General features: G+C 71.1%; 21 protein-coding genes and 1 tRNA gene. 13 read left to right on the plus strand and 9 right to left on the minus strand.

Annotated features, from left to right (window positions below):
- Positions 1-234: 234 nt before the first annotated feature.
- From LOK46_RS09050 to LOK46_RS09060, 3 genes are all read right to left on the minus strand, one after another.
- On the minus strand, positions 235-837 hold the full coding sequence (locus LOK46_RS09050; protein ID WP_273563463.1) for a nucleoside deaminase: 603 nt from the start codon (positions 835-837) through the stop codon (positions 235-237).
- 91 nt (positions 838-928) lie between these two features.
- A complete protein-coding gene (locus LOK46_RS09055; protein ID WP_273563464.1) occupies positions 929-1183 on the minus strand; it encodes a hypothetical protein in 255 nt (84 codons plus the stop codon).
- Between the two features lie 124 nt (positions 1184-1307).
- Positions 1308-1658: a GCG_CRPN prefix-to-repeats domain-containing protein gene (locus LOK46_RS09060; RefSeq protein ID WP_234082999.1), complete on the minus strand. Its 351-nt coding sequence runs from the start codon at positions 1656-1658 to the stop codon at positions 1308-1310.
- A gap of 233 nt (positions 1659-1891) precedes the next feature.
- On the opposite strand from LOK46_RS09060, the gene LOK46_RS09065 reads away from it, so the two are divergent.
- Complete coding sequence (locus tag LOK46_RS09065) at positions 1892-3097, plus strand: serine hydrolase domain-containing protein (RefSeq protein WP_273563465.1); 1206 nt, start codon at positions 1892-1894, stop codon at positions 3095-3097.
- Positions 3098-3121: 24 nt separating this feature from the next.
- Here the strand turns inward: LOK46_RS09065 and LOK46_RS09070 are convergent, their stop codons facing one another.
- The 5 genes from LOK46_RS09070 to LOK46_RS09090 form a co-directional block, all read right to left on the minus strand.
- Positions 3122-4405, minus strand: coding sequence for an amidase (locus LOK46_RS09070; RefSeq protein WP_273563466.1), 1284 nt, complete (start codon positions 4403-4405; stop codon positions 3122-3124).
- A 66-nt stretch (positions 4406-4471) separates the two neighbouring features.
- Positions 4472-5251 carry an SDR family oxidoreductase gene (locus LOK46_RS09075; RefSeq protein ID WP_273563467.1) on the minus strand — a complete coding sequence of 260 codons (780 nt, stop codon included), beginning with the start codon at positions 5249-5251 and terminating at the stop codon, positions 4472-4474.
- Between the two features lie 220 nt (positions 5252-5471).
- Positions 5472-5609: a hypothetical protein gene (locus LOK46_RS09080; protein WP_020093244.1), complete on the minus strand. Its 138-nt coding sequence runs from the start codon at positions 5607-5609 to the stop codon at positions 5472-5474.
- A gap of 397 nt (positions 5610-6006) precedes the next feature.
- Complete coding sequence (locus tag LOK46_RS09085) at positions 6007-6498, minus strand: hypothetical protein (RefSeq protein ID WP_273563468.1); 492 nt, start codon at positions 6496-6498, stop codon at positions 6007-6009.
- On the minus strand, positions 6495-7004 hold the full coding sequence (locus tag LOK46_RS09090; RefSeq protein ID WP_273563469.1) for a hypothetical protein: 510 nt from the start codon (positions 7002-7004) through the stop codon (positions 6495-6497). Before LOK46_RS09090 ends, LOK46_RS09085 begins: the two co-directional genes overlap by 4 nt.
- A gap of 302 nt (positions 7005-7306) precedes the next feature.
- Between LOK46_RS09090 and LOK46_RS09095 the strand changes: the two genes are divergently transcribed.
- The 3 genes from LOK46_RS09095 to LOK46_RS09105 all read left to right on the plus strand — a co-directional run bounded on the left by LOK46_RS09095 (position 7307) and on the right by LOK46_RS09105 (position 8579).
- Positions 7307-7681, plus strand: coding sequence for a hypothetical protein (locus LOK46_RS09095; RefSeq protein ID WP_273563470.1), 375 nt, complete (start codon positions 7307-7309; stop codon positions 7679-7681).
- Positions 7682-7720: 39 nt separating this feature from the next.
- The gene (locus LOK46_RS09100) at positions 7721-7939 is read left to right on the plus strand and encodes a hypothetical protein (RefSeq protein ID WP_273563471.1); all 219 of its coding nucleotides are present in this window, start codon (positions 7721-7723) and stop codon (positions 7937-7939) included.
- A 139-nt stretch (positions 7940-8078) separates the two neighbouring features.
- Complete coding sequence (locus LOK46_RS09105; RefSeq protein ID WP_273563472.1) at positions 8079-8579, plus strand: STM3941 family protein; 501 nt, start codon at positions 8079-8081, stop codon at positions 8577-8579.
- Between the two features lie 361 nt (positions 8580-8940).
- Here LOK46_RS09105 and LOK46_RS09110 read toward each other — a convergent pair.
- A tRNA-Val gene (locus tag LOK46_RS09110) sits at positions 8941-9015 on the minus strand.
- Positions 9016-9492: 477 nt separating this feature from the next.
- On the opposite strand from LOK46_RS09110, the gene LOK46_RS09115 reads away from it, so the two are divergent.
- From LOK46_RS09115 to scpA, 9 genes are all read left to right on the plus strand, one after another.
- Complete coding sequence (locus LOK46_RS09115) at positions 9493-10536, plus strand: hypothetical protein (protein WP_273563473.1); 1044 nt, start codon at positions 9493-9495, stop codon at positions 10534-10536.
- Positions 10536-12722: a glycosyltransferase family 2 protein gene (locus LOK46_RS09120; protein ID WP_273563474.1), complete on the plus strand. Its 2187-nt coding sequence runs from the start codon at positions 10536-10538 to the stop codon at positions 12720-12722. The genes LOK46_RS09115 and LOK46_RS09120 overlap by 1 nt, the downstream gene beginning before the upstream one ends.
- Positions 12723-12890: 168 nt before the next feature.
- Entirely contained in the window at positions 12891-14222 is a 1332-nt protein-coding gene (locus LOK46_RS09125; protein ID WP_273563475.1) for an MFS transporter, read from the plus strand.
- 116 nt (positions 14223-14338) lie between these two features.
- Entirely contained in the window at positions 14339-15568 is a 1230-nt protein-coding gene (cyoA, locus tag LOK46_RS09130; RefSeq protein WP_273563476.1) for a ubiquinol oxidase subunit II, read from the plus strand.
- Between the two features lie 75 nt (positions 15569-15643).
- A complete protein-coding gene (gene cyoB, locus LOK46_RS09135; protein WP_273563477.1) occupies positions 15644-17644 on the plus strand; it encodes a cytochrome o ubiquinol oxidase subunit I in 2001 nt (666 codons plus the stop codon).
- Positions 17645-17648: 4 nt separating this feature from the next.
- Positions 17649-18281 carry a cytochrome o ubiquinol oxidase subunit III gene (gene cyoC / locus LOK46_RS09140; protein WP_273563478.1) on the plus strand — a complete coding sequence of 211 codons (633 nt, stop codon included), beginning with the start codon at positions 17649-17651 and terminating at the stop codon, positions 18279-18281.
- Positions 18278-18682: a cytochrome o ubiquinol oxidase subunit IV gene (gene cyoD, locus LOK46_RS09145; protein WP_043073575.1), complete on the plus strand. Its 405-nt coding sequence runs from the start codon at positions 18278-18280 to the stop codon at positions 18680-18682. Before cyoC ends, cyoD begins: the two co-directional genes overlap by 4 nt.
- Before the next feature lie 38 nt (positions 18683-18720).
- A complete protein-coding gene (locus LOK46_RS09150) occupies positions 18721-19482 on the plus strand; it encodes an SURF1 family protein (RefSeq protein ID WP_443192882.1) in 762 nt (253 codons plus the stop codon).
- 125 nt (positions 19483-19607) lie between these two features.
- Positions 19608-21773 (plus strand): methylmalonyl-CoA mutase, encoded by a 2166-nt coding sequence (gene scpA, locus LOK46_RS09155; RefSeq protein WP_273563479.1) that lies wholly within the window; start codon positions 19608-19610, stop codon positions 21771-21773.
- Positions 21774-21908 lie beyond the last annotated feature (135 nt).

The following is a 21908-nucleotide window of genomic DNA, read 5'->3' on the forward strand; positions in this document are numbered from 1 at the left end:
GGCCCTGTCGGCCCTCCGGGATCGCCGCCCGGCGCAGGCGGTCCCGCGATCCCCGGGCGCCCGAGGCGGGTGCTCGGGGCGCTGTCCGGGAATCGCCGGCAGGGTGCACCAGGGCGCGCGGCCCGGCAATGCGGCGGGACCTCCGGGGGAGCGACGGCCGTGTCTCCTGCCGGACTGTCGCCGGCGCGGGCCCTGCGCGTGCCGCGCGGGCGGTCGCTGCCGTCTTCCAGTCCCTTACTTGGACGGGCGGTCACTTGGCGGAAAGAGCGCGAGCGCCTCCTCCGCCAGGACGCCGCCGGTGATCGCGATCGGGCGGAACGCCGACCGGTCCGCGACCTCCGTGCAGGTGATCATGATCTGGTCGATCTTCGTGGCGAGCTGCTGCAGCGAGGCGGCGAAGACGACGCGCGAGATCCCGCACCAGACGATCGCGCCCATGCACATCGCGCAGGGTTCGCCGGACGTGTAGAGGGTCGTCCCCCGCAGCGCCTCCGGCCCGTGCTCCGCGAGGAAGCGGCGGATCGCCACCATCTCGCCGTGGGCCGTGGGATCGCGCTGCTGCTTCCCGAGATTCAGGCCCCGGGCGCGGATCTGGCCCTCAGCGACGATGACGGCGCCGAACGGGAAGTCGGCGCGGCGCGCCTCGGCGATGGCCGCCCGCATGAAGGTCTCGTCCGCGGCCGTGGCCGGAGCGGCGGTGGTCGCCGACGCGGGGCGCGCGCCCGTCGACAGCGCCACGCCGAGCGCCGCGGCCCCGAGGAACGCGCGCCGGCCCGCATCGGGCGCGACGGGCGGTGCGTGGCCGTGCTGCCCGGTGCCGCGGAGCTTGCTCGTCATGATCGGTTCCGCTGAGCTGTCTCGAGGGGCCTTCCCGGCGGCCGCGACCGCGGCCCGGGGCCGTCCTGGAAGCGCTGCCTGGAAGCGCTGCCTAGAAGCGCTGCTCTGTGCGGCCGGAATTGGGCCCGCGACCGTGATAGGACGCCATGCACAGGTGCCAGATCTGCGAGCCGAGGTCGTAGAGGCTGAGATTGTTTGGGTTGGGATAGCTGAAGATCTGGGCCCGCGCCTGCTCGCGGCAGGCGGCGTCCTGCGGGCTCTGGATGGGCGGCTCCGGCACGGATTGCGCCGCCGCCCCCGTGGTCAGGGCGATCGCGGTCGAGAAGGCAATCAGCGGGAGGCGCATCGTCAAAGGTCTCCGGATACGGTGCCGCGGCGGCCGCTGTCCGGCCGGCCGCGGATCTGGGAAACGGTATGTGGTGCGGGCGGCACTCCGGGCGAGACCGTCCGGAGCGCCGCCGGCGCGTTCGTCAGCGGCGACGCCAGTGGTAGCTGCGATGCCAGTGATAGTTGCGGTGCCAACGATAGTTGCGATGCCAGCGGTAATTGCGGTGCCAGCGATAGTTGTAGGTCCGGTAGAAGCGCCGGCCTCCGTAGTAGCGGGCTCCGTAGAAGGCCGGGCCCGGGCCGTAGAACCGGCGGGCATTCGGGACGCACCGGCCCCACGGGTTGAGGTGGAACCCGGGCCCGCACCAGTAGCCGACCCGGGTCAGCCCGCTCGCGTCGCCGGCCAGCGGCGCCGGTGAGAGCGGGGCCGCCGACGCGGGGCCCGCCAGGCCCAGGCCGCTCAACACAAGGGCCACGAGCCCCATCATCCGCATGAAATGCACGGCGTGATCCTCCCGCGACCGGCGCGCTGTCCGCGTCCGGATCGTGCGTCATGCTGCTGGCGAACCAAGATTGATGTCAATGGCGCGCATTCAGTCAATACCTGTATCAACTACGCATCATCATCTATGAGCCGCGCGATTTCCGTTATGTATTCAGTGTTCGTCAATGCATTCGCTCCAACCTGACGCACCCGGTGCGCCGGTGACGGATCGGGAGGAGAACCATGAACAGCGCGGATCGTCGGGCCGGCGGACGGTCTCGGCCCATCGTGACGGCCGGCCTCGCCGCCCTCGTCCTCGCGCTCGCCGTCGGTCCCGGCGGCGCGCAGGACGGCTTCGGTGAGGGGGCCGGGCGCCCGGCCGACCTCGCGACCGGCCCGGAGGTGGACGCGCTGCGGCCGGTCGTCGAGCGCCTCGCCGGTGCCTGGGTCGCGCGGGGGGCGATCCCGGGCCTGATCGTGGGCGTGAGCCACCGCGGACGGCGCAGCTACTTCGGCTTCAACGGCGCCGGCGGCGCGCCCTACCAGTCCGACACGATCGTGGAGATCGGCTCGATCACCAAGGTGTTCACGACCGCGCTGCTCGCCGAGGCCGTCGATGCGGGCCGCCTGCGCCCCGACACGCCGCTGCAGGAGCTGTTGCCGAACCTGCGGCTCCGGCCCTGCACGGCCCAGATCACGCCGCTGCAACTCGCCGACTTCACCTCCGGGATGCCGACCCTGCCGGGCGACCTGCCGCGTGCCCTGGCGGAGCGCAGCGTCCGGACCTACCCGCCGGAGGCGTTCCTGGCCTGGGTGTCGCGCTGGAGCCCGGAGGGATCCGAGGCGGGCGGCTGCCCCCTGCCCGCCCCCTACCGGTACTCGAACGCCGGCATCGGCCTGCTCGGCTACGTTCTCTCCGAACGTCTCGGCACGCCGTGGGAGAGCCTTGTGCACGAGCGGATCACCGGGCCGCTCGGGATGACCAGCACGGCGGTCACCGTGAAGCCGGCCGACCGCGCGCGTCTCGCGCAGGGCTACGGCATGGAGGGCCGGCCGGTCATGCCCTGGCCGGTCTTCGCGTGGTACGCGGCGGGCGCGCTCCGCTCGACCGCCGCCGACATGCTCGCCTTCGGCGAGGCGGCGCTCGGGCACGAGGCGGTGAACGGCGCGCCCGTGCCGCCGGCACTCACCCGGGCGCTGCGCGAGGCGATGGCCCCAATCTACCAGCCGGAGGGACAGACCTTCCGGCAGGGCATGGCCTGGATCGAGGAGATCGGCGACCCGGACGCGGGCCAGCGGCCGGTCTTCCTGAAAGTCGGGGGGACCGACGGCTTCAACAGCGTGGTCGTCGTCAATCCGGGCAAGGATCTCGTCGTCTTCGTGGCCGGCGGCCAGCCGAAGATCGGCGCGGAGCGCCTCGGCGTGGCGCTGTCCCGCCACATCCGCTGAGCAAGCCCGGGCCGCGCGGGGCGCTCACCCCGCCAGCGCGGCCTCGATCCCGGCCCCGATCGCCAGGAGCCGGCGGTCCTGCCCGTGCCGGGCCAGCAGCATCAGGCCCGCCGGCCGGGGCAGGTCCGGCATCGGCAGGGACAGGCCGGTGAGATCGAAGAAGTTGCCGAAGGCCGTGTTGCGCAGCATCAGGCGGTTGGCCGCCAGGAAGGCCGCGTCGTCCGCCGCCAGCGGGGCGGTGAGCGGCGCCGTCGTGGCGGTCGCCGGGAGCGCCAGCACGTCGAGCGGGGCGAGGTGCCGGTCGAAGTCGGCGATCAGCGCGGCCCGCCGGCGCATCGTCCGGATGTAGCCCACGGCCGTCGCATTCCGGCCGGCCACGATGCGGCGATGCACCCGCGGGTCGTAGCGGTCGGCCGCGCTGTCGAGCCAGTCGGCGTGGATCGCCGCGGCCTCGATCGCCGCGAGGGAGCCGTCCGGGAGCGCCGCGTCCATGGCGGCGAGGTGGTCGTCGATCGGGTGATCGGCGATCCGGGCGCCGGCCCGGGACAGGCGGGACAGCACCCGCTCGAAGGCCTCGGCGACCGGCGCCTCCGTCTCGGTGAACAGCAGGCCCCGCGGCACGCCGATGCGCAGGCCGGCGACGGCGAGCGCCTCCATCGGCGCGGGCTCCTCGCCCGCCAGCACGGCGTCGGCGGCCGCGCAATCCGCGACCGTCCGGGCGAGCGGCCCCAGGGAATCGAGGGCGTAGGACAGCGGGAACGCCCCCTCCAGCGGCACGCGGCTCGCGGTCGGCTTGAAGCCGACGACGCCGTTCAGCGAGGCCGGGATCCGGACGGAGCCGCCCGTGTCGGACCCGATCGCGATGTCGCTCGTCCCCTGCCCCACCGAGACCCCGGCGCCGGAGGACGAGCCGCCCGGGATGCGCGCCGGATCGGCGGCGTTGCCGGGGGTGCCGTAATGCGGGTTGAGGCCGAGCCCCGAGAAGGCGAACTCCGACATGTTGGTCTTGCCCAGGATCACCGCGCCGGCGCGGCGCAGGCGGGCGACCACCGGGGCGTCGGTCCGCGCGAGCGCCGCGTCGGCCAAGAGGACCGAGCCGGCGCGCGTCGTCTCGCCCGCCACGTCGAACAGGTCCTTGATCGAGACCATCGCGCCGTCGAGGGGGCCGAGGGAGACCCCGACCCGGCGACGCGCATCGGCGGCGTCCGCCGCCGCGCGGGCCTGCTCCGGGTAGAGGCGGGTGAAGACCGCCGGGTCCCCCGCGGCGATCCGGGCCAGCCGGGCCTCGAGGGTCTCGCGTACGCTCATGGTCCTCACCGAATGATCTGATCCGGGCCGTCCCTGCAAACGGAGGGCCGGTCGGGCCGGTCCGCGTCAGAACGTGCCGGGATAGGCGCCGCCATCCATCAGCAGGTTCTGCCCGGTGATGAAGCCCGCCTGCTGGCTGCACAGGAACGCGCAGGCGGCGCCGAACTCGTCGGGGTGGCCGAAGCGGCCGGCGGGGTTGTCGCGGGCCCGCGCCTCCAGGAACGCCTCCACGGTTGTGCCGGCCTTGGCGGCGCCCGCCGCGGCGTTGCCGCGGATCCGGTCGGTGTCGAAGGGGCCGGGCAGCAGGTTGTTGATCGTCACGCCGTGCCGCACGGTCTTCCGCGCGAGGCCGGCCACGAAGCCCGTCAGCCCCGAGCGGGCGCCGTTCGACAGGCCGAGATGCTCGATCGGCGCCTTCACGGCGCCGGAGGTGATGTTGACGATCCGGCCGAACCCGCGGTCGATCATCCCGTCGACCGTCGCCTTGATGAGCGCGATCGGCGCCAGCATGTTGGCGTCGAGCGCCCGAATCCAGGCGTCGCGGTCCCACTCGCGGAAATCGCCGGGGGGCGGGCCGCCGGCATTGTTGACCAGGATGTCGGGCTCGGGGCAGGCGGCGAGCGCGGCGGCCCGGCCGGCCTCGGTGGCGATGTCGCCCGCGACGGCGGTGACGGTGACACCCGTCGCCCTGCGGATCTCGTCCGCGGTTCGCTCCAGCGTCTCCGCGGTGCGGGCCGTGATCGTCACCGCGACGCCCTCCTGGGCGAGCGCCAGGGCACAGCCCTTGCCCAGCCCCTTGCTCGCCGCGCAGACGAGCGCCCGGCGCCCGCTCAAGCCGAGATCCATGGGAAGCCTCCGTGAGCCGGCCCTCGCCGCGCGAGGGCGTCCGGCGCGTCATAGCGCGCCGGGTGCCGTCCCCGGAAGCGGCCCGGGACAGGGCACTGCGCCTCGCGGAGTGTCTCCGCTTCCGGGGGGCCGGTCCGGCGGAGTGTGTCTCACGGCCGGAACCGGGATCCGTGCCGCTCGCGCCGCCACCGGGCGCGGACGCCCGGCCGGCTTCCGGCGCTCACCACGTGCGCAGGTCGCGGGCGCCGGGCACGTCCGGACGTTCCTCCCGCTCCGGAGCGACGAACCCCGCCCACAGCAGGGCCACCGCCCCGGTGAGGAGCGGAAGGGACGTGCTGAGGACGAGGCTGAGGGTCACGGCGATCCTGCCAGGCGGACGATGTCGTGGCGACGAGATCAGAATTCTATGGCCTGAGAATTGTTTTCGCCGGCTTAAGGCGAGTGCTCGTAATTGCAGAAGCTCGGGGAAATCTGCGCGGCGTGCGTCGCGCCGGGGCGACCGGCCCGCGTGGCGGCGGCCGCCGCGCGTCATCGCGGCGGCGTACGCTCGTTCCAGGCCGGCGCTTCGCGGACCCGCGCCGGGGTCGAGCGTATGCCCGCGCTCCCGGATCGGCCCGCGCGATTCCGGGCCGGACGTCCGCCCGACCTGCTGCCGGATTCGTCCGACGCCCGCCTCCGGATCCTGCCGCCGGCGGATGTCACGGCTCCGCCGGCGCCGGCGGAGCCCCGCGGGCGACCGGGGCCGGCGCGCCGGCTCAGGGCCGATCCGCCGCTCCGGACAGGGCGCCGAACTCGTTGACCATGCACTCGTGCATCCGGCGCAGCCACGCCCGCGCTTCCGCCCGCTGGGCCTCCGCCCGTTCGGCCCGCTCGTCCGACGCGCGGGCCTGCGCCTCGGCCTGCTCGGCCCGGGCGAGCGCCGCCTCGAGGAGCGCCTCGGCGTGGCGGGCCCGCTCGTCCGCCGCGCGGCGCGCCGTCTCGGCCGCGCGCACGGAACTCTGGGCCTCCCGGACGGACTCGCGGGCGCTCGCCTGCAGGGCGCGCACCCGCGCCGCGGCGCCGCGCACGGCGGTCAAGGAGGTCGACCAGTCATCCTCGGGCGCGGGGGACGCGGGCGCGGGGGACGCGGCGCCGGAGAACAGTGCCACGACCCGGTCGATCGGGTCGGCGTGGCCGTCGCGCGGCAAGGCCGAGTCCGACAGGGGCTGGGGCTCCGTCGGCCCGGCCCACGCGCGGGCGGCGCTCATGCCGCGGCCTGCTCGGTGAGGTCCGAGAACTCGGACAGGATCGCCTGCTGGACACGGTCCAGCCATTCCTCGGTCTGCCGGGCCCGATCCTCGGCGGTGCGGGCGCGGGCCTCGGCCGCCTTGGCGCGCTCCTCGGCGGCGGCGAGCTGCGCCTCGGCGCGCAGCTGGACCTCGCGCGCCTGCATCTCGGCCATCCTGGCGCGCTCGTTGGAGGCGTGGATCTCCTCCCGGACCTGATCCAGCACCTGCTCGATCCGCGCCTCCCGCTCGCGCGTCTGGGCCTCGATCACGCGCGCCTGGCGGGCGGCGGTCTGCACCCGGTGGATGAGCGCGTCCCAGTCCCGCGGCGCGGCCGGCGGCGTCGGGGATTCGGGCCGCGCTTGCAGCGACGCGACGGCGCGCAGGACGTTGCCGAGGTCGGGTTCGGGCGCGGCACCGGCGCCGCGCTTGGCCTTGTCTGCGGACCGAAACCGAGGATCGCTCAGAAGCCTCTGCAGCTCGCTCACGGATCCCCTGCTCCCTGTGGACGCAATTCTGATCCGACTAAACTGTTTAGAATGGTTAACGAAGGATTAAACGGCGCGCGATCCGGTGTCGGACTATTAACACCGCGGATCATTCGCGCGCGGTGGCCGCCGCCGGCCGGGAGGGCGGCCCTCCCACAGGCTCCGGATCGCCGGCCCGGGCCGGCGGCTGGAGTACCGGCGCGCTCGCCGGATGTGTTGTTTGATACAGAATTCGCGCCCGGAATGGCCCCTTATTCAGCTCATCGTTACGGGCTGAATCGGTTGTTCTTCAGGAGATCGCGATGGCCGGGAACCGCTCGGAAGAGGCCTGGAGGCCGGCCTTCAAGACCGGACAGATCTTCTTCGGGCAGCCGCAGGAATGCTGTGATTGCCTCGTCTGGGAGCTCAGGACATCCGGCGCGCGGATCGAGGTCCAGCCGGAGGCGGTGCCGCCGCGCGCCGTCCGGCTCGTCTCGATCGCCCTGCTGCTGAACCAGGCCTGCGAGGTCGTCGCGCGAGAGGGCCGGACGATCGAGCTGAGGTTCTCCGCCCGTCCGGAGCCCGAGGGCGCGACGGCCGCGACGGCCGCGACGGCGGGCGCCGGACCCGCACGCGATGCGCCCGACGCGACGCGGCCCGTGCTCGGCCGCACGCGGTTCCCGCCGCACCGGCCATAAGTCTTCCGCATCACCGCGAAGCACCCGAGGAGGTGCGTCATGACCGCTCCGCAAGTCATCGCAACGATCTTCTTCCTGGTCTCGGTCGGTTCGGCGGCGGCGCTGGCCCTGATGGCGGCGGCCTCGGCCGTGCTGGACGCGGTGGCGGAGGCCTGCGACCGCGCGCGGCCGGAGGCGGGACGGAACCCGACGCGCCGCGTCTCGGAGGCCGCCTGTCGGCTGCGCCGCGCGGCCCTCGCCCGCGCCGCGTTGCGGTAGGATCCCGGTCTCGCCGACGGGGCGTCCGTGGCCGAGGCTGCAGCCGCGGCCGCCTCGGCGGGGTGCCGGCCCGGCGCGCCTCCGCTATGGGACCCTGCACCCCGTGCGCGGGGCCGGAGGCAGGCGGGAGCGCGTCGCCTTGACCGTCGTCGAGATCCATCGCTCGCCCTGGAGGGCGGCCGGGCTGTTCGCGGCCGCCTGCGGCTTCGTCGTTGCCTGCGTCCGGCTGCTCGCCGACGATCCCGGACGCTTCACCGAAGGGGCGGCCTGGCTCGGGATCGGCGTCTTCGGGCTGTGCGCGGCGCGCGTCCTCCGCACGCTGTTCCAGCGCGGCCCGGTGGTGTCGGTCGGACCGGGCGGGATCTTCGATCGGCGGCTCTCCACCGACTGGATCCCCTGGGCGGCCGTAAGCGGCGTCGCGACGGTGCAGGTCCGGCGTCAGCGCATGATCGCCTTCGAGGTCGATCCCCGGATCGCGGCGTCCCTGCCCTGGACGAAGCGCGCGCGGCGCGTCGCGCGGTTGAACCGGGTCCTCGGCGACCGCCGATACTGGATCGCGTCCGTCGATTTGCGCGGCGGTTTTCCGCCCCTGTCCGAGGCGGTCGCGCGCGGCTGGTCCGGGTCTCGCAGATGCCCGTGAGGCTCCCCACCCCGCTCAGTGGGCCCGCCCGCGCGACCGCGGGTCGGCCATCGCCGCCGCGCGGGCTGATGCGGGACCGCGCGCTGTCCGATCGCGGCCCGATCGACCTTGAAGACCCGGCCCGCCGCGTCCCTCACGGGGGGCGCCACAGTGCCGATGACACGCGCGCGCTCGCGCCTCACCGTCCCACGCGAAGGGGCGACGAGCGACTATGTGACCGAGGCGTGGGCGGGCAGGCGCGTTGCCGGAGGCCGCGTGATGCTGCGCCGGCTTCGGCAGTCCCTTTCAGGATCGGTGATCCTGCACTGGATCAGCCTGGGGCACCTGTTCTGGAAAAAGCCGGACCGTTCGCAGCGTCGAGTGGTGGAGACGACAGGGATCGAACCTGTGACCTTTCCCATGTCAAGGGAATGCACTACCGCTGTGCTACGTCTCCTCATCGAACGCGATCAGGTTCTCCGAACCTGGACGCTATCGAAATAGTCCATACTGCTCAGTAGCTTATGAGGAGTGTCGACTACCGTGTCAAGGTAGTGATCTCCCGCTGTGCTACGCCCCCGGGCCGGTGCCGTTCGGGCTCCGGTGGGCGGGGCCTATAGCGGCTGCCCGGCGAGGGCGCAAGCGGAACCTGCGTGACCAGGCCGATCGGTCGCGTCCCTCAATGGTCCGGCCGCGGCGCGCGCTGACCCGACCGCCCCGCGCCGCGATCGGATAGCGCATTCCGCGTCAATGGCTTAGAGACCGCCATATCGAGCCGGCGGGGTCGGCCCGCCGGGATCCGTCTCCGGGCCGAACGCGCCATGGTGCACGCCGACGGAAAAATGCGCTATGGCCCTGCCGCTCGGCATCCGGCCGCGCCGCGACACATGGCGGACACTTGGCGCCGGCATGCCGCCGCCTCACGCTTCAGGACATGCGCTACTTCATCGACCACGATCAGGGCGATTCGATCCGCGGCTGGATCGTGCCGGACAATCCCCTCGCCATCAGCCGGGTCATGGTCGCGGTCGACGGGCGGCGCGTGGCCGAGGTCCCGGCCAGCGTCATCGACGAGGCCTTCAAGCGCAACGGCTGGCACGCCACCGGGCAATGCACCTTCGTGGTCAGCGAGGCCGAGGTGCCCGGCCTGTCCGAGATCCCGCGGCTCGAACTCTACGATGCCGACACCAACGTTCTGGTCTACCGTCGCATGCCGGTCGAGGGTCAGATCCGGCTGCGGACCATGCTGATCAACACCGGCATCGAGCCCGAGACCGTCCTCCAGACGGCGCTCTTCCCGTATTTCCAGCACTGCTATTTCGGCATCCACAAGCTGCCGGACGAGATCCTGAGCTGCGTTCTGGCCGGCCCGGCCGCCCCGTCGGCCTTCCTGTCGGGCGCCGTGACCATCCCGCGCTACGAGAACTTCATGACGCCGGACCTGATGGTCACGGCCATCCTGCTCCAGGAGCCGCAGATCGAGATGGCGGCCCGGATGCGCTGGCTGAAGGCCCGGGCCGCGGATGCCGCCGATCCCGGGCGCAGCTGGCGCCTGGGGCCGCTGGCCGAGGCCGCCGCCTTCGCGGACGGGTACGACTTCTCCGACGTGAAGAGCCTCAAGCGCTTCTTCCGCATGCTGCCCGAGCCCGCCTACCGGCTGCTCTACAACCCGCTGACCCGCCAGCTCGGGACCCGCATGCCGGACGACCGGCTGCACCCGGGCAACTCGATCGCGGCGATCGAGATTCTCGCCCGGGTCGGGATCGTCGGCCACAAGACCCGGTTCCCCGCCTTCGCGTCGACGCTGTTCGACCGCCTCGGGATCGGCACGCCGATCCCGATCCTGCCGCCGGTGCCGGCCGAGACGCTGGCGCTGGCCGAGCGCCTGAAGAGCGTCAAGGCGGTCGAGGACATGATCGTGTTCGACGTGGCCATGTCGGATGCCGTGAAGGCCTCGGTCGACAAGAGCTGGAGTTGATGGTGCGTTCGACCGGGCCGGCGGTGCCCGAATCCCGCCTCCCGACGGCGCAGGTCACGGGGCTCTGGGGTAAGCGGCGCGCCCTCCCGGCGCGGGCGGGCTCCGACGGGCTGCGCGTCGCGCTGCCGGATCTCGCGGGCCGCTGGGTCGAGATCATCCTGTCCAACGACCCGGCCGAGGCCCGCGACACCCTCCCCGACATCAGCTTCGTCGGTCCCGACGGGCGCCCGGGCACGCTGCTGCCCCAGGAGGCCCGGGGCGGCGGCGCCTTCGCGTGGATCGGCTGCCTGCCCGAGGACGTCGCCGAGCTGCGCGTCGCCGACCCGGCGGGGCGGGTGCCGGCCCGGCTGCGCCGGATCGCCGTGCGCCGCCTCGCGCGGCCGGTCCTGGCCGCCCGCGGGCTCCTGCGCGATCCCGGCCTGACCGTGCAGGCCTTCACCTGGCGGATCCTCGGCAAGAAGGTGCGCGCGCGGGGCTTCCTCGGCCGGGCGCTGCGCCACCGGCGCGTGAGCGGCTACGAGGCCTGGCTCGGCACCCACACCCTCCGCCGCGCGGAGCGGGACGGGATCGCCGCCGAGATCGCCGCCTGGACCGATCCGCCGCTGATCTCCGTGCTGATGCCGGTTCACAATCCGGACCCGAAGGTGCTGCGGGCGGCCCTGGCGTCGCTGCGCGCGCAGCTCTACCCCCACTGGGAATTGTGCGCCGTCGACGACGCCTCCACGCGCCCCGAGATCCCGCGGATCCTGGGCCGGGCGGCCGAGGCCGACCCGCGCATCCGCGTCCTCGCCCGGACCGAGAACGGCCACATCGCCCGGGCGACCAACGACGCGCTGGGCATGGCCCGGGGCGCGGTCTGCGCCTTCATGGACCACGACGACGCGCTCACCGAGGACGCCCTCTACGAGGTCGCCCGGGCGCTCCGCCGCGACCCCGGCCTCGTGCTGATCTACAGCGACGAGGACAAGATCGACGGGCGCGGCCGGCGGTTCGACCCGCACTTCAAGTCCTGCTTCGACCGGGAGCTGCTCTACGCCCAGAACTACATCAACCACCTCACGGTCGTGCGCACCGAGGCGCTGCGCGCCGTCGGCGGCCTGCGCCCCGGCTTCGAGGGCAGTCAGGACCACGACCTGCTGCTGCGGCTGACCGACGGGCTCGACCCCGCCCGCATCCGCCACATCCCGCGGGTGCTCTATCACTGGCGCGCCGCGCAGGGTTCCGGCACCTTCTCGGACCGGTCGCTCGCCCGGGCCGAGGCCGCGCGCCTGCGCGCCCTGGAGGAGGTCGTGGCCCCCTGGGGCGGCCGGGCGGAGCGCGGTCCCGGCGGCTTCAACCGCCTGGTCCGGCCGCTGCCGGCGCGACCGCCGCGGGTCTCCGCGATCATCCCGACCCGGGACCGGGCCGAGATCCTGTCGGTGACCCTCGACGGGCTGCTCGGCGCGACCGACTACCCCGACATCGAGGTGATCATCGTCGACAACGACAGCCGCGAGCCCGAGACTGCCGCCCTGTTCGCCCGCTACCGGGACGACCCGCGGGTGCGCGTCGTGCCGGTGCCGGGGGCGTTCAATTTCTCGGATCTGTCGAACCGCGGCGCCGCCGCGGCCACCGGCGCGGTGCTCCTGTTCCTCAACAACGACATCGAGGTGCTCGAGCCCGGCTGGCTCGCCGAGTTGGTCCGCCACGCGGTGCGGCCGGAGATCGGGGCCGTCGGGGCCAAGCTCCTCTATCCGGACCACACGATCCAGCACGGCGGCATCGTCCTCGGGATCGGGGGCGTGGCCGGCCACAGCCATCTCGGCGTCGCCGACGCGGATCCGGGCTACTTCTGCCGCATGGTCATCGCCCACGAGGTCTCGGCGGTCACCGGCGCGTGCCTGGCCATGCGGGCGGACGTGTTCACGGAGGTCGGGGGCTTCGACGCGCGGGCCCTGAAGGTCGCCTTCAACGACGTGGATCTCTGCCTGAAGATCCGCCGGGCCGGCTACCGGATCGTCTGGACGCCCTTCGCGAAATTGATTCATCACGAGTCGAAGAGCCGCGGGGCCGAGGACACGCCGGAGAAGCAGAAGCGCTTCGAGGGCGAAGTGCTGACCATGCTCGACCGCTGGGGACCGGAGCTGCGCGCCGACCCCTATTACAACATCAACCTGTCACGGAATTCGGCGCATTACCGCGTGTGAGCGGTCCTCGCCCTCGCCGCCGCCGGTGACCGGCGACCGCGCGGTGCTATGCATGCGTCAGTGGGTGAACTTGCGTCCGGAGCCGGTTGCGATACCTCTGGACATGCCGCAAGAGGCAGTTCCGGCCAAGGCGTCCCCACGGGCGCGCGGCGAGGGCGACAATCAGAGATGAGTGCGAACACCCCTACGGTCGCGGGCCTGGAGCGCGACGCCCAGCAGGCGATGGGAGACCACAAGGTCCATCCCAACGAGATCGCCATCGGCGTGGTGATCGGGCGCGCGTCCGAATACTTCGACTTCTTCGTGTTCGGCATCGCCTGCGTGCTGGTCTTCCCGAAGGTGTTCTTCCCCTTCGTCGACCCGCTGAAGGGCACGCTCTACGCCTTCTCGATCTTCGCCCTCGCCTTCATCGCCCGGCCGCTCGGCACCGTGCTGTTCATGGCGATCGACCGGCGCCACGGGCGCAGCGTCAAGCTGACCACGGCCCTGTTCCTGCTCGGCGGGTCGACGGCGGCGGTGAGCTTCCTGCCGCGCTACGACAGCATCGGCATCTCGGCGGTCTACATCCTGGCCGGCCTGCGCATCCTGCAGGGCCTCGCCCTCGGCGGCGCCTGGGACGGTCTCGCCTCGCTGCTCGCCATGAACGCCCCGCGGGAGCGCCGCGGCTGGTACGCGATGATCCCGCAGCTCGGCGCGCCGCTGGGCTTCATGGTGGCGAGCGCGCTGTTCGCGTTCTTCCTGGTCAACCTCGACGAGGCCGATTTCATCGACTGGGGCTGGCGCTTCCCGTTCTACTGCGCCTTCACCATCAACGTGGTCGCGCTGTTCGCCCGGCTGCGCCTCGTCGCCACCGACGAGTTCGCCCGGATGATGGACCTCGACCGGCTGCGCCCGGTCCCGGCCCTGGAGCTGTTCCGCCACCACGCCGGCGACGTGGCCCGCGGCGCCTTCGTGCCGCTCGCCGCCTTCGCGCTGTTCCACCTCGTGACGATCTTCCCGATCGCGTGGCTCGCGCTGAACAGCACCACCCGCTCGCCGGGCGAGTTCCTGATCGTGCAGTTCTCCGGCGCGATCGTGTGCGCCGGCGCGGTGGCGGCCTCGGGCCTGATCGCCGACCAGATCGGCCGCCGCAACTGCCTGATCATGAGCTCTTCGCTGATCGCCTTCTTCGCCGTCGGCAGCATCATCGCGCCGCTCCTGTTCGGCGAGAGCGCCATCGGCCAGACCATCTACGTCACGATCGGCTTCATGCTGCTCGGCCTCGCCTACGGCCAGACCGCGGGTGCGGTGAGCGCCCGCCTCGGCAACCGCTACCGCTACACCGGCGCCGCGCTGACCTCCGACTTCGCGTGGCTGATCGGGGCCGGCTTCGCCCCCCTGGTGGCCCTGTTCCTGTCGCAGCGCTACGGCTTGGCGATGATCGGCGTCTACCTCCTCTCCGGCGCGGTCTGCAGCCTCGTGGCGCTGTTCACCGACCGGTCGGAACTGCGCCAGATGTGAGTCGGCGGGCGGCGGCGCTGGCCGCCCGGCCCGCCCGTATAAGCTGACTGGAACGCCGCCTCGCGCGGCACGGCAGAAGCGCCGCGGCAGCGGCATGGGATGACGAGACGCGTGCTGTGACCTCCACGATCCATCGACCGGACAGGACCGACACTGCGACCCGCCGAGGCGGCCGCGGGCGGCGCCTCCTGCCGCTCCTCGCCCTGCCGCTCCTGACCCTGCTCGGCGGCTGCAACTTCGTGGTCCTGCACCCGGCCGGCTACGTGGCCGAGCAGCAGCGCAACCTCGTGCTGGCGGCGACCGGGCTGATGCTCCTGATCATCGTCCCGGTGATCGCCTTCACGCTGATCTTCGCGTGGCGCTACCGCGCCACCAACGAGGACGCGGTCTACGATCCCGAGTGGCACCACTCGACGCAGCTCGAGGTGCTGATCTGGACGGCGCCGCTGATGATCATCATCGCGCTCGGCGCCCTCACCTGGATCGGGACCCACACCCTCGATCCGTTCCGGCCGCTCAGCAAGATCGACCCGAAGCGCGACGTTCCGGCCGGCACCGTGCCGCTGGAGGTCGAGGCGGTGGCCATGGATTGGAAGTGGCTGTTCCTCTACCCGCAATACGGGATCGCCACGGTCAACGAGCTCGCCGCGCCGGTGGACCGGCCGATCCGCTTCAAGATCACCGCCACCGACGTGATGAACACGTTCTACGTGCCCACGCTCGCCGGCATGGTCTACGCGATGCCGGGCATGCAGACCCAGCTCCACGCGGTGATCAACCGCGAGGGCGCCTACGAGGGCCGCTCGGCGCACTACAGCGGCGCCGGCTTCTCCAACATGTTCTTCAAGTTCCACGGCCTCACCAACGAGGGCTTCGACAAGTGGGTCGCCAAGGCCAAGGCCGAGGGCGGCGAGCTCACCCAGGAGGCCTACCTGAAGCTCGAGGAGCCGAGCGAGGCCGAGCCGGCGCGGTTCTACAAGGCGTACATGAAGGGCCTCTACGACCGGATCATCGGCATGTGCCCGCGGCCCGACCAGATGTGCGTCGGCGAGATGGTGAAGATCGACGCGCAGGGCGGTGCCCACGGCGCGGAGGCCGCCGAGAACTACAAGCGCCTGCAGTACGACAACCGCCTCGCCGAGCGCGGTGTCGAGGCGCCCGGCGCGACGGCGCCGGCCTCCGAGACCGCCCCGCACGGCCAGACGCAGCCGCAGGGCATGAAGCCGCGGCCCGACATGGGCAACCCGGACGTCCGGGGCCAGAAGTCGCCCGACAGCCAGGGCAAGGGCTCCGGCGAGGGCCAGAGCGAGGGTGGCCAGATCGCCCCCAAGCAGCTGAACCAGTGAGGCCGCGCGTGCTGACAGCGGACTCCACACACACAACCGGCGGTCGCCGTCGAACCCACTGAACGGGCCGATCCCATGTTCGCAAACCTGGACCTACAGCAGCTGCTCGTCGGGCGATTTACGATCGAGCAGATCCCCTATCACGAGCCGATCCTGCAGGCGACGTTCGCCGGCGTGGCCGTCGTCGGCCTCACCGTCCTCGGCGTCATCACCTACTACCGCTTCTGGGGGCCGATGTGGCGTGACTGGATCACGTCGATCGACCACAAGAAGATCGGCATCATGTACTGCATCTTCGCGGGCATCATGCTGCTGCGCGGCTTCGCCGACGCGATCCTGATGCGCTCGCAGCAGGCGGTCGCGTTCGGCGACCAGCAGGGCTTCCTGCCGCCGCACCACTACGATCAGATCTTCACCGCCCACGGCATGATCATGATCTTCTTCGTGGCGATGCCGTTCGTCACGGGGCTCATGAACTTCGCCGTGCCGCTGCAGATCGGCGCCCGCGACGTCGCCTTCCCGTTCCTGAACAACTTCAGCTTCTGGATGACGGTCGCCGGCGGCCTGCTGGTGATGGTCTCGCTGTTCGTCGGCGAGTTCTCCCGCGCCACCTGGCTGGCCTACCCGCCCCTCTCCGGTGCGGCGATGAGCCCCGGCGTCGGCGTCGACTACTACATCTGGGCGCTGCAGATCGCCGGTATCGGGACGCTGCTCTCGGGCATCAACCTAGTCGCCACCATCGTGAAGATGCGGGCGCCCGGCATGACCATGATGAAGCTGCCGATCTTCGTCTGGTCGGCGCTGTGCACCAACATCCTGATCGTGGCCGCCTTCCCGATCCTCACGGCCGTTCTCGCGATGCTGTCGCTCGACCGCTACGTCGGCACGCACTTCTTCACGAACGACCTCGGCGGCAACGCCATGCTGTACTTCAACCTGATCTGGATCTGGGGTCACCCGGAGGTCTACATCCTGATCCTGCCGGCCTTCGGCGTGTTCTCGGAGATCACCTCGACCTTCTGCGGCAAGCGCCTGTTCGGCTACACCTCGATGGTCTACGCGCTGGTGGTCATCACCATCCTCGCCTACCTCGTGTGGCTGCACCACTTCTTCACGATGGGCTCGGGCGCGGACGTGAACTCGTTCTTCGGGATCACGACCATGATCATCTCGATCCCGACGGGCGCGAAGATCTTCAACTGGATGTTCACGATGTACCGCGGCCGGATCCGGTTCGAGGTGCCGATGATGTGGGTGGTGGCGTTCATCGTCACCTTCGTGATCGGCGGCATGACCGGCGTCCTCCTGGCGGTGCCCCCGGCCGACTTCGTGCTGCACAACTCGCTGTTCCTGATCGCGCACTTCCACAACGTGATCATCGGCGGCGTGCTGTTCGGCATGTTCGCCGGCGTCACCTTCTGGTTCCCCAAGGCCTTCGGCTTCAAGCTCGACGAGTTCTGGGGGAAGATGGCCCTCGTGTTCTGGGTGACCGGGTTCTACGTCGCCTTCATGCCGCTCTACGTGCTCGGCCTGATGGGCGTGACCCGGCGCATGCAGCATTTCGACGACCCGTCGCTGCAGATCTGGTTCGTGATCGCCGCCATCGGCGCGGCGCTCATCGCCTGCGGCATCGCCTCGCAGATCGTGATGTTCGTGGTCTCGATCCGGAACCGCGACAAGCTGCGCGACCTCAGCGGCGACCCGTGGGGCGGCCGGACGCTCGAGTGGTCCACCTCCTCGCCGCCGCCGGACTACAACTTCGCCTTCACGCCGGTGGTCCACGATTCCGACGCGTGGTGGGACATGAAGAACCGCGGCTTCGACCGTCCGCTCAAGGGCTACAAGCCGATCCACATGCCCAAGAACACCGCGGCCGGCGCGATCCTGGCGGTCCTGAACTTCATCTTCGGCCTGGCCATGGTCTGGTACGTCTGGTGGCTGGCGATCCTCAGCTTCGTGGCGATCTTCGTCGTGGCGATCGCCCACACCTTCAATTACAATCGCGACTACTACATTCCCGCCGACGTTGTCAGTCGGACGGAAGGTCAGCGGACGCGCGAACTGGAGATGGCGTGATCCGATGATGCACGCGGAGACTGCACCCCCCGGCGCCGCGGCGCCGGTCTTCTACCAGATCGACGAGGAGGGCCATCATTCCGAGGGCTCGACCATGCTCGGGTTCTGGCTCTACCTGATGAGCGACTGCCTCATCTTCGCGACCCTGTTCGCGACCTACGGAGTGCTCGGGCGCAGCTACGCGGCCGGCCCCACCCCGAAGGAGCTGTTCGACCTGCCGGGCATCGCGGTGAACACCGCCATGCTGCTGTTCTCGTCCATCACCTACGGCTTCGCCATGCTGGAGATGGACCGGGACCGGGTGAAGCAGACTCAGATCTGGCTCGCCATCACGGGCCTGTTCGGTGTCGCCTTCGTGGCCCTGGAGATCCGGGAGTTCGTCCACCTGTTCCACGAGGGCGCGCCGCCCTGGCGCAGCGCGTTCCTGTCCTCGTTCTACACCCTGGTCGGGACCCACGGCCTGCACGTCTCGATGGGCATCCTGTGGCTCGTCGTGCTGATGGTGCAGGTCGGCAAGCGCGGCCTGATCGTCGAGAACAAGCGCCGGCTGATGTGCCTGTCGATGTTCTGGCACTTCCTCGACCTGATCTGGATCGGCGTCTTCACCGTCGTCTACCTGATGGGAGTGCTCGAATGAGCGCCGACGCACACCACCTCACCGGCCACGGTCAGGACACGCACGACGCCCACGCCCACAGCGAGGGCGGCCACGGCACCTTCCAGAGCTACATGACGGGCTTCGTCCTGTCGGTGATCCTGACGGTGATCCCGTTCTGGCTGGTGATGGGCAACGTCCTCGACAACAGCCTCGTCACCACCCTGGTCATCCTGGCGCTCGGCGGCGTCCAGATGGTCGTGCACGTCATCTACTTCCTGCACATGAGCACGAAGTCGGAGGGCGGCTGGACCTTCATGGCGCTGATCTTCACCATCACGCTGGTGGTGATCATGCTCGCCGGCTCGGTGTGGGTGATGTACCACCTCAACCACAACATGATGCCGATGGATGCCCACGACGTCATGAACAACGCCCGCTGAGCGCGCGTCCGGAGACGAGGCCCGCGGGGTCGGGAGAGGTGGCCGATCCGGGATCGGCCCCCTCCCCGGCCCCGCTCTCGTTGCTGCGGCGCGCCGTGTTCGGCGTCGGCGCGGGCCTCGTCTTCCTGGTGCTGCTGGGGCTCGGGACCTGGCAGGTGGAGCGGCGGGCCTGGAAGCTCGACCTGATCGCCCGGGTCGATGCCCGGGTCCACGCCCCGCCCGTGCCGGCCCCCGGTCCCGCCGCGTGGCCGCGCGTCGGCCCCGACGACGCCTACCGGCACGTCCGGGTCTCCGGCACCTTCCTGAACGATCGCGAGACCCTGGTTCAGGCGGTCACCGAGCGGGGCGGCGGCTTCTGGGTGCTGACGCCCCTGCGCCGTCCCGACGGGACTCTCGTGCTGGTCAACCGCGGCTTCGTGCCCGGCGACCGGCGGGATCCGGCGAGCCGGGCGGCCGGGCAGGTCGCAGGCGAGACCGCGGTCACCGGTCTCCTGCGGCTGACCGAGCCGAAGGGCGCGTTCCTGCGCTCCAACGACCCCGAGGACGACCGCTGGTACTCCCGGGACGTGGCGGCCATCGCGGCGGCGCGCGGCCTGACCGACGTCGCCCCCTACTTCGTGGACGCCGACGCGGCGCCCAATCCCGGCGGCCTGCCGGTGGGCGGCCTGACGGTGATCGCCTTCCCCAACAACCACCTCGTCTACGCGATCACGTGGTACGGGATGGCGCTGATGCTGGCCGGCGCCGGGGTCTACCTGCTGCGGCGCGGCCCGGGGGACCGGGACGCCACGTTGCGCTGAGGTGCGCTGAGGTGCGCTGAGGCGCCGGTGCTGCGCGGCTCCGCGGAAGCTTGACCGATAGGGGAGTAGCCCGCTCCGAGCGGGTCCCTATAATGGCGTGACAAACGCCACAACGAGTCAACGCCATGACCTCCCGCATCCCGAACTTCGCCGAAATCCCCCTCGCCGGCGAATCGCTCGCGATCGCGGCCCCGGCCCTGGGCGAGCCCTGGATGACGCCGGAGGGCATCCCGGTGAAGGGCCGCTACGGGCCGGAGGACCGGGAGGGCATCGAGTTCCTCGACACCTATCCGGGCATCGCGCCGTTCCTGCGCGGCCCGTACCCGACCATGTACGTCACCCAGCCGTGGACGATCCGGCAGTACGCCGGCTTCTCCACGGCCGAGGATTCGAACGCGTTCTACCGCCGCAACCTCGCGGCCGGGCAGAAGGGCCTGTCGGTGGCCTTCGACCTCGCCACCCACCGCGGCTACGATTCCGACCATCCCCGCGTCTCGGGCGATGTCGGCATGGCGGGCGTGGCGATCGACTCGATCTACGACATGCGCACGCTGTTCTCGGGGATCCCCCTCGACGAGATGACCGTGTCGATGACGATGAACGGCGCGGTGCTGCCGATCCTCGCCCTCTACATCGTCGCCGCCGAGGAGCAGGGCGTGCCGCCGCAGAAGCTCGCCGGCACGATCCAGAACGACATTCTCAAGGAATTCATGGTCCGCAACACTTACATCTATCCCCCCAAGGGATCGATGCGGATCATCTCCGACATCTTCGCCTACACGTCGAAGAACATGCCGAAGTTCAACTCGATCTCGATCTCCGGCTACCACATGCAGGAGGCCGGGGCGACGAACGACCTGGAGCTCGCCTACACGCTCGCCGACGGCGTCGAGTACATCAAGGCGGGGCTGGCCGCCGGGCTGACCATCGACCAGTTCGCCCCGCGCCTGTCGTTCTTCTGGGCGATCTCGACCAACTTCTTCATGGAGGTCGCCAAGATGCGGGCCGCGCGCCTGATCTGGGCGAAGCTCGTGAAGGGGTTCGATCCGAAATCCGAGAAGTCCCTGGCCCTGCGCACCCACTCGCAGACGTCGGGCTGGTCGCTCACCGCCCAGGACGTGTTCAACAACGTCACCCGCACCAACATCGAGGCGATGGCGGCGACGCAAGGGGGCACCCAGTCGCTCCACACCAACGCGCTCGACGAGGCGCTGGCCCTGCCGACCGACTTCTCGGCCCGGATCGCCCGCAACACCCAGCTGTTCCTGCAGCAGGAGAGCGGCACCACCCGGATCGTCGATCCCTGGGGCGGCTCCTACTACGTCGAGAAGCTGACCGCCGACATGGTGGCGCGCGCCTGGGAGCATATCCGCGAGGTCGACGGGCTCGGCGGCATGGCCAAGGCGATCGAGGCCGGCATCCCGAAGCTGCGGATCGAGGAGGCCGCAGCCCGGGCCCAGGCGCGGATCGATTCCGGCCGCCAGACCATCGTCGGGATCAACAAGTTCCGGGCCGACGACGAGATGGCGATCGAGCTGCTGCGGGTCGACAACGGCAACGTCCGCCGGCTCCAGATCGACAAGCTCAAGCGCCTGCGTGCCGAGCGCGACGAGGCGACGGTCGCGGACCGGCTCGACGCGCTCACGAAGGCCGCCGATGGCGCCGGCAACCTGCTGGAACTCGCCGTCGAGGCCGCCCGCGCCAAGGCGACGGTGGGCGAGATTTCCGAGGCTCTGGAGAAGGCTTGGGGCCGGCACCGCGCCGAGATCCGCTCGATCTCCGGCGTCTACAAGCGCGAGGTGGGGGGCATGTCGCCTGTGATCGAGGAAGTCCGGGCGCTGGTCGAGGCGTTCGAGGAGAATGACGGCCGCCGGCCGCGCATCCTGGTCGCCAAGATGGGCCAGGACGGGCACGACCGCGGCCAGAAGGTGATCGCCTCGGCCTTCGCGGATCTCGGCTTCGACGTGGATATCGGACCCCTCTTCGCCACGCCGGCGGAGGCCGCGCGGCAGGCGGTGGAGAATGACGTCCACATCGTCGGCGTCTCGTCGCTGGCGGCCGGCCATCTGACCCTGGTGCCGGAGCTGAAGGCGGCGCTCACCGAGCAGGGTCGCGACGACGTGATGATCGCCATCGGCGGCGTCATCCCGCCGGGCGACTACGAGGCGCTGACGGCGGCCGGCGCGGCGGCGATCTTCCCGCCCGGCACGGTGATCGCCGAGGCGGCCGCCAAGCTGATCCGCGCGCTGAACGAGCGGCTGGGGTATGAGGTCCGGCAGGCGGCGGAGTAGCGTGCGGCACGCTTCGATCCCGTCGTCATTGCCCGCGTAGCGAAGCGACCCGGGGCCGCGCGACCTCGGTGAGCGTGGCGCTGCTGGATTGCTTCGCGCCGCTCGCAAGGACGGTTCCGTCGTCTGATTTCCCGA

This window comes from Methylobacterium sp. NMS14P (assembly GCF_028583545.1).
Taxonomy (GTDB): Bacteria; Pseudomonadota; Alphaproteobacteria; order Rhizobiales; family Beijerinckiaceae; genus Methylobacterium.

Coding starts and splice junctions, on each gene's coding strand:
- LOK46_RS09050 (WP_273563463.1), bottom strand. CDS start 837: ATGACGAGCAAGCTCCGCGGCACCGGGCAGCACGGCCACGCACCGCCC.
- LOK46_RS09055 (WP_273563464.1), bottom strand. CDS start 1,183: ATGCGCCTCCCGCTGATTGCCTTCTCGACCGCGATCGCCCTGACCACG.
- LOK46_RS09060 (WP_234082999.1), bottom strand. CDS start 1,658: ATGCGGATGATGGGGCTCGTGGCCCTTGTGTTGAGCGGCCTGGGCCTG.
- LOK46_RS09065 (WP_273563465.1), top strand. CDS start 1,892: ATGAACAGCGCGGATCGTCGGGCCGGCGGACGGTCTCGGCCCATCGTG.
- LOK46_RS09070 (WP_273563466.1), bottom strand. CDS start 4,405: ATGAGCGTACGCGAGACCCTCGAGGCCCGGCTGGCCCGGATCGCCGCG.
- LOK46_RS09075 (WP_273563467.1), bottom strand. CDS start 5,251: ATGGATCTCGGCTTGAGCGGGCGCCGGGCGCTCGTCTGCGCGGCGAGC.
- LOK46_RS09085 (WP_273563468.1), bottom strand. CDS start 6,498: ATGAGCGCCGCCCGCGCGTGGGCCGGGCCGACGGAGCCCCAGCCCCTG.
- LOK46_RS09095 (WP_273563470.1), top strand. CDS start 7,307: ATGGCCGGGAACCGCTCGGAAGAGGCCTGGAGGCCGGCCTTCAAGACC.
- LOK46_RS09100 (WP_273563471.1), top strand. CDS start 7,721: ATGACCGCTCCGCAAGTCATCGCAACGATCTTCTTCCTGGTCTCGGTC.
- LOK46_RS09115 (WP_273563473.1), top strand. CDS start 9,493: ATGCGCTACTTCATCGACCACGATCAGGGCGATTCGATCCGCGGCTGG.
- LOK46_RS09120 (WP_273563474.1), top strand. CDS start 10,536: ATGGTGCGTTCGACCGGGCCGGCGGTGCCCGAATCCCGCCTCCCGACG.
- LOK46_RS09125 (WP_273563475.1), top strand. CDS start 12,891: ATGAGTGCGAACACCCCTACGGTCGCGGGCCTGGAGCGCGACGCCCAG.
- cyoB (WP_273563477.1), top strand. CDS start 15,644: ATGTTCGCAAACCTGGACCTACAGCAGCTGCTCGTCGGGCGATTTACG.
- cyoC (WP_273563478.1), top strand. CDS start 17,649: ATGATGCACGCGGAGACTGCACCCCCCGGCGCCGCGGCGCCGGTCTTC.
- cyoD (WP_043073575.1), top strand. CDS start 18,278: ATGAGCGCCGACGCACACCACCTCACCGGCCACGGTCAGGACACGCAC.
- scpA (WP_273563479.1), top strand. CDS start 19,608: ATGACCTCCCGCATCCCGAACTTCGCCGAAATCCCCCTCGCCGGCGAA.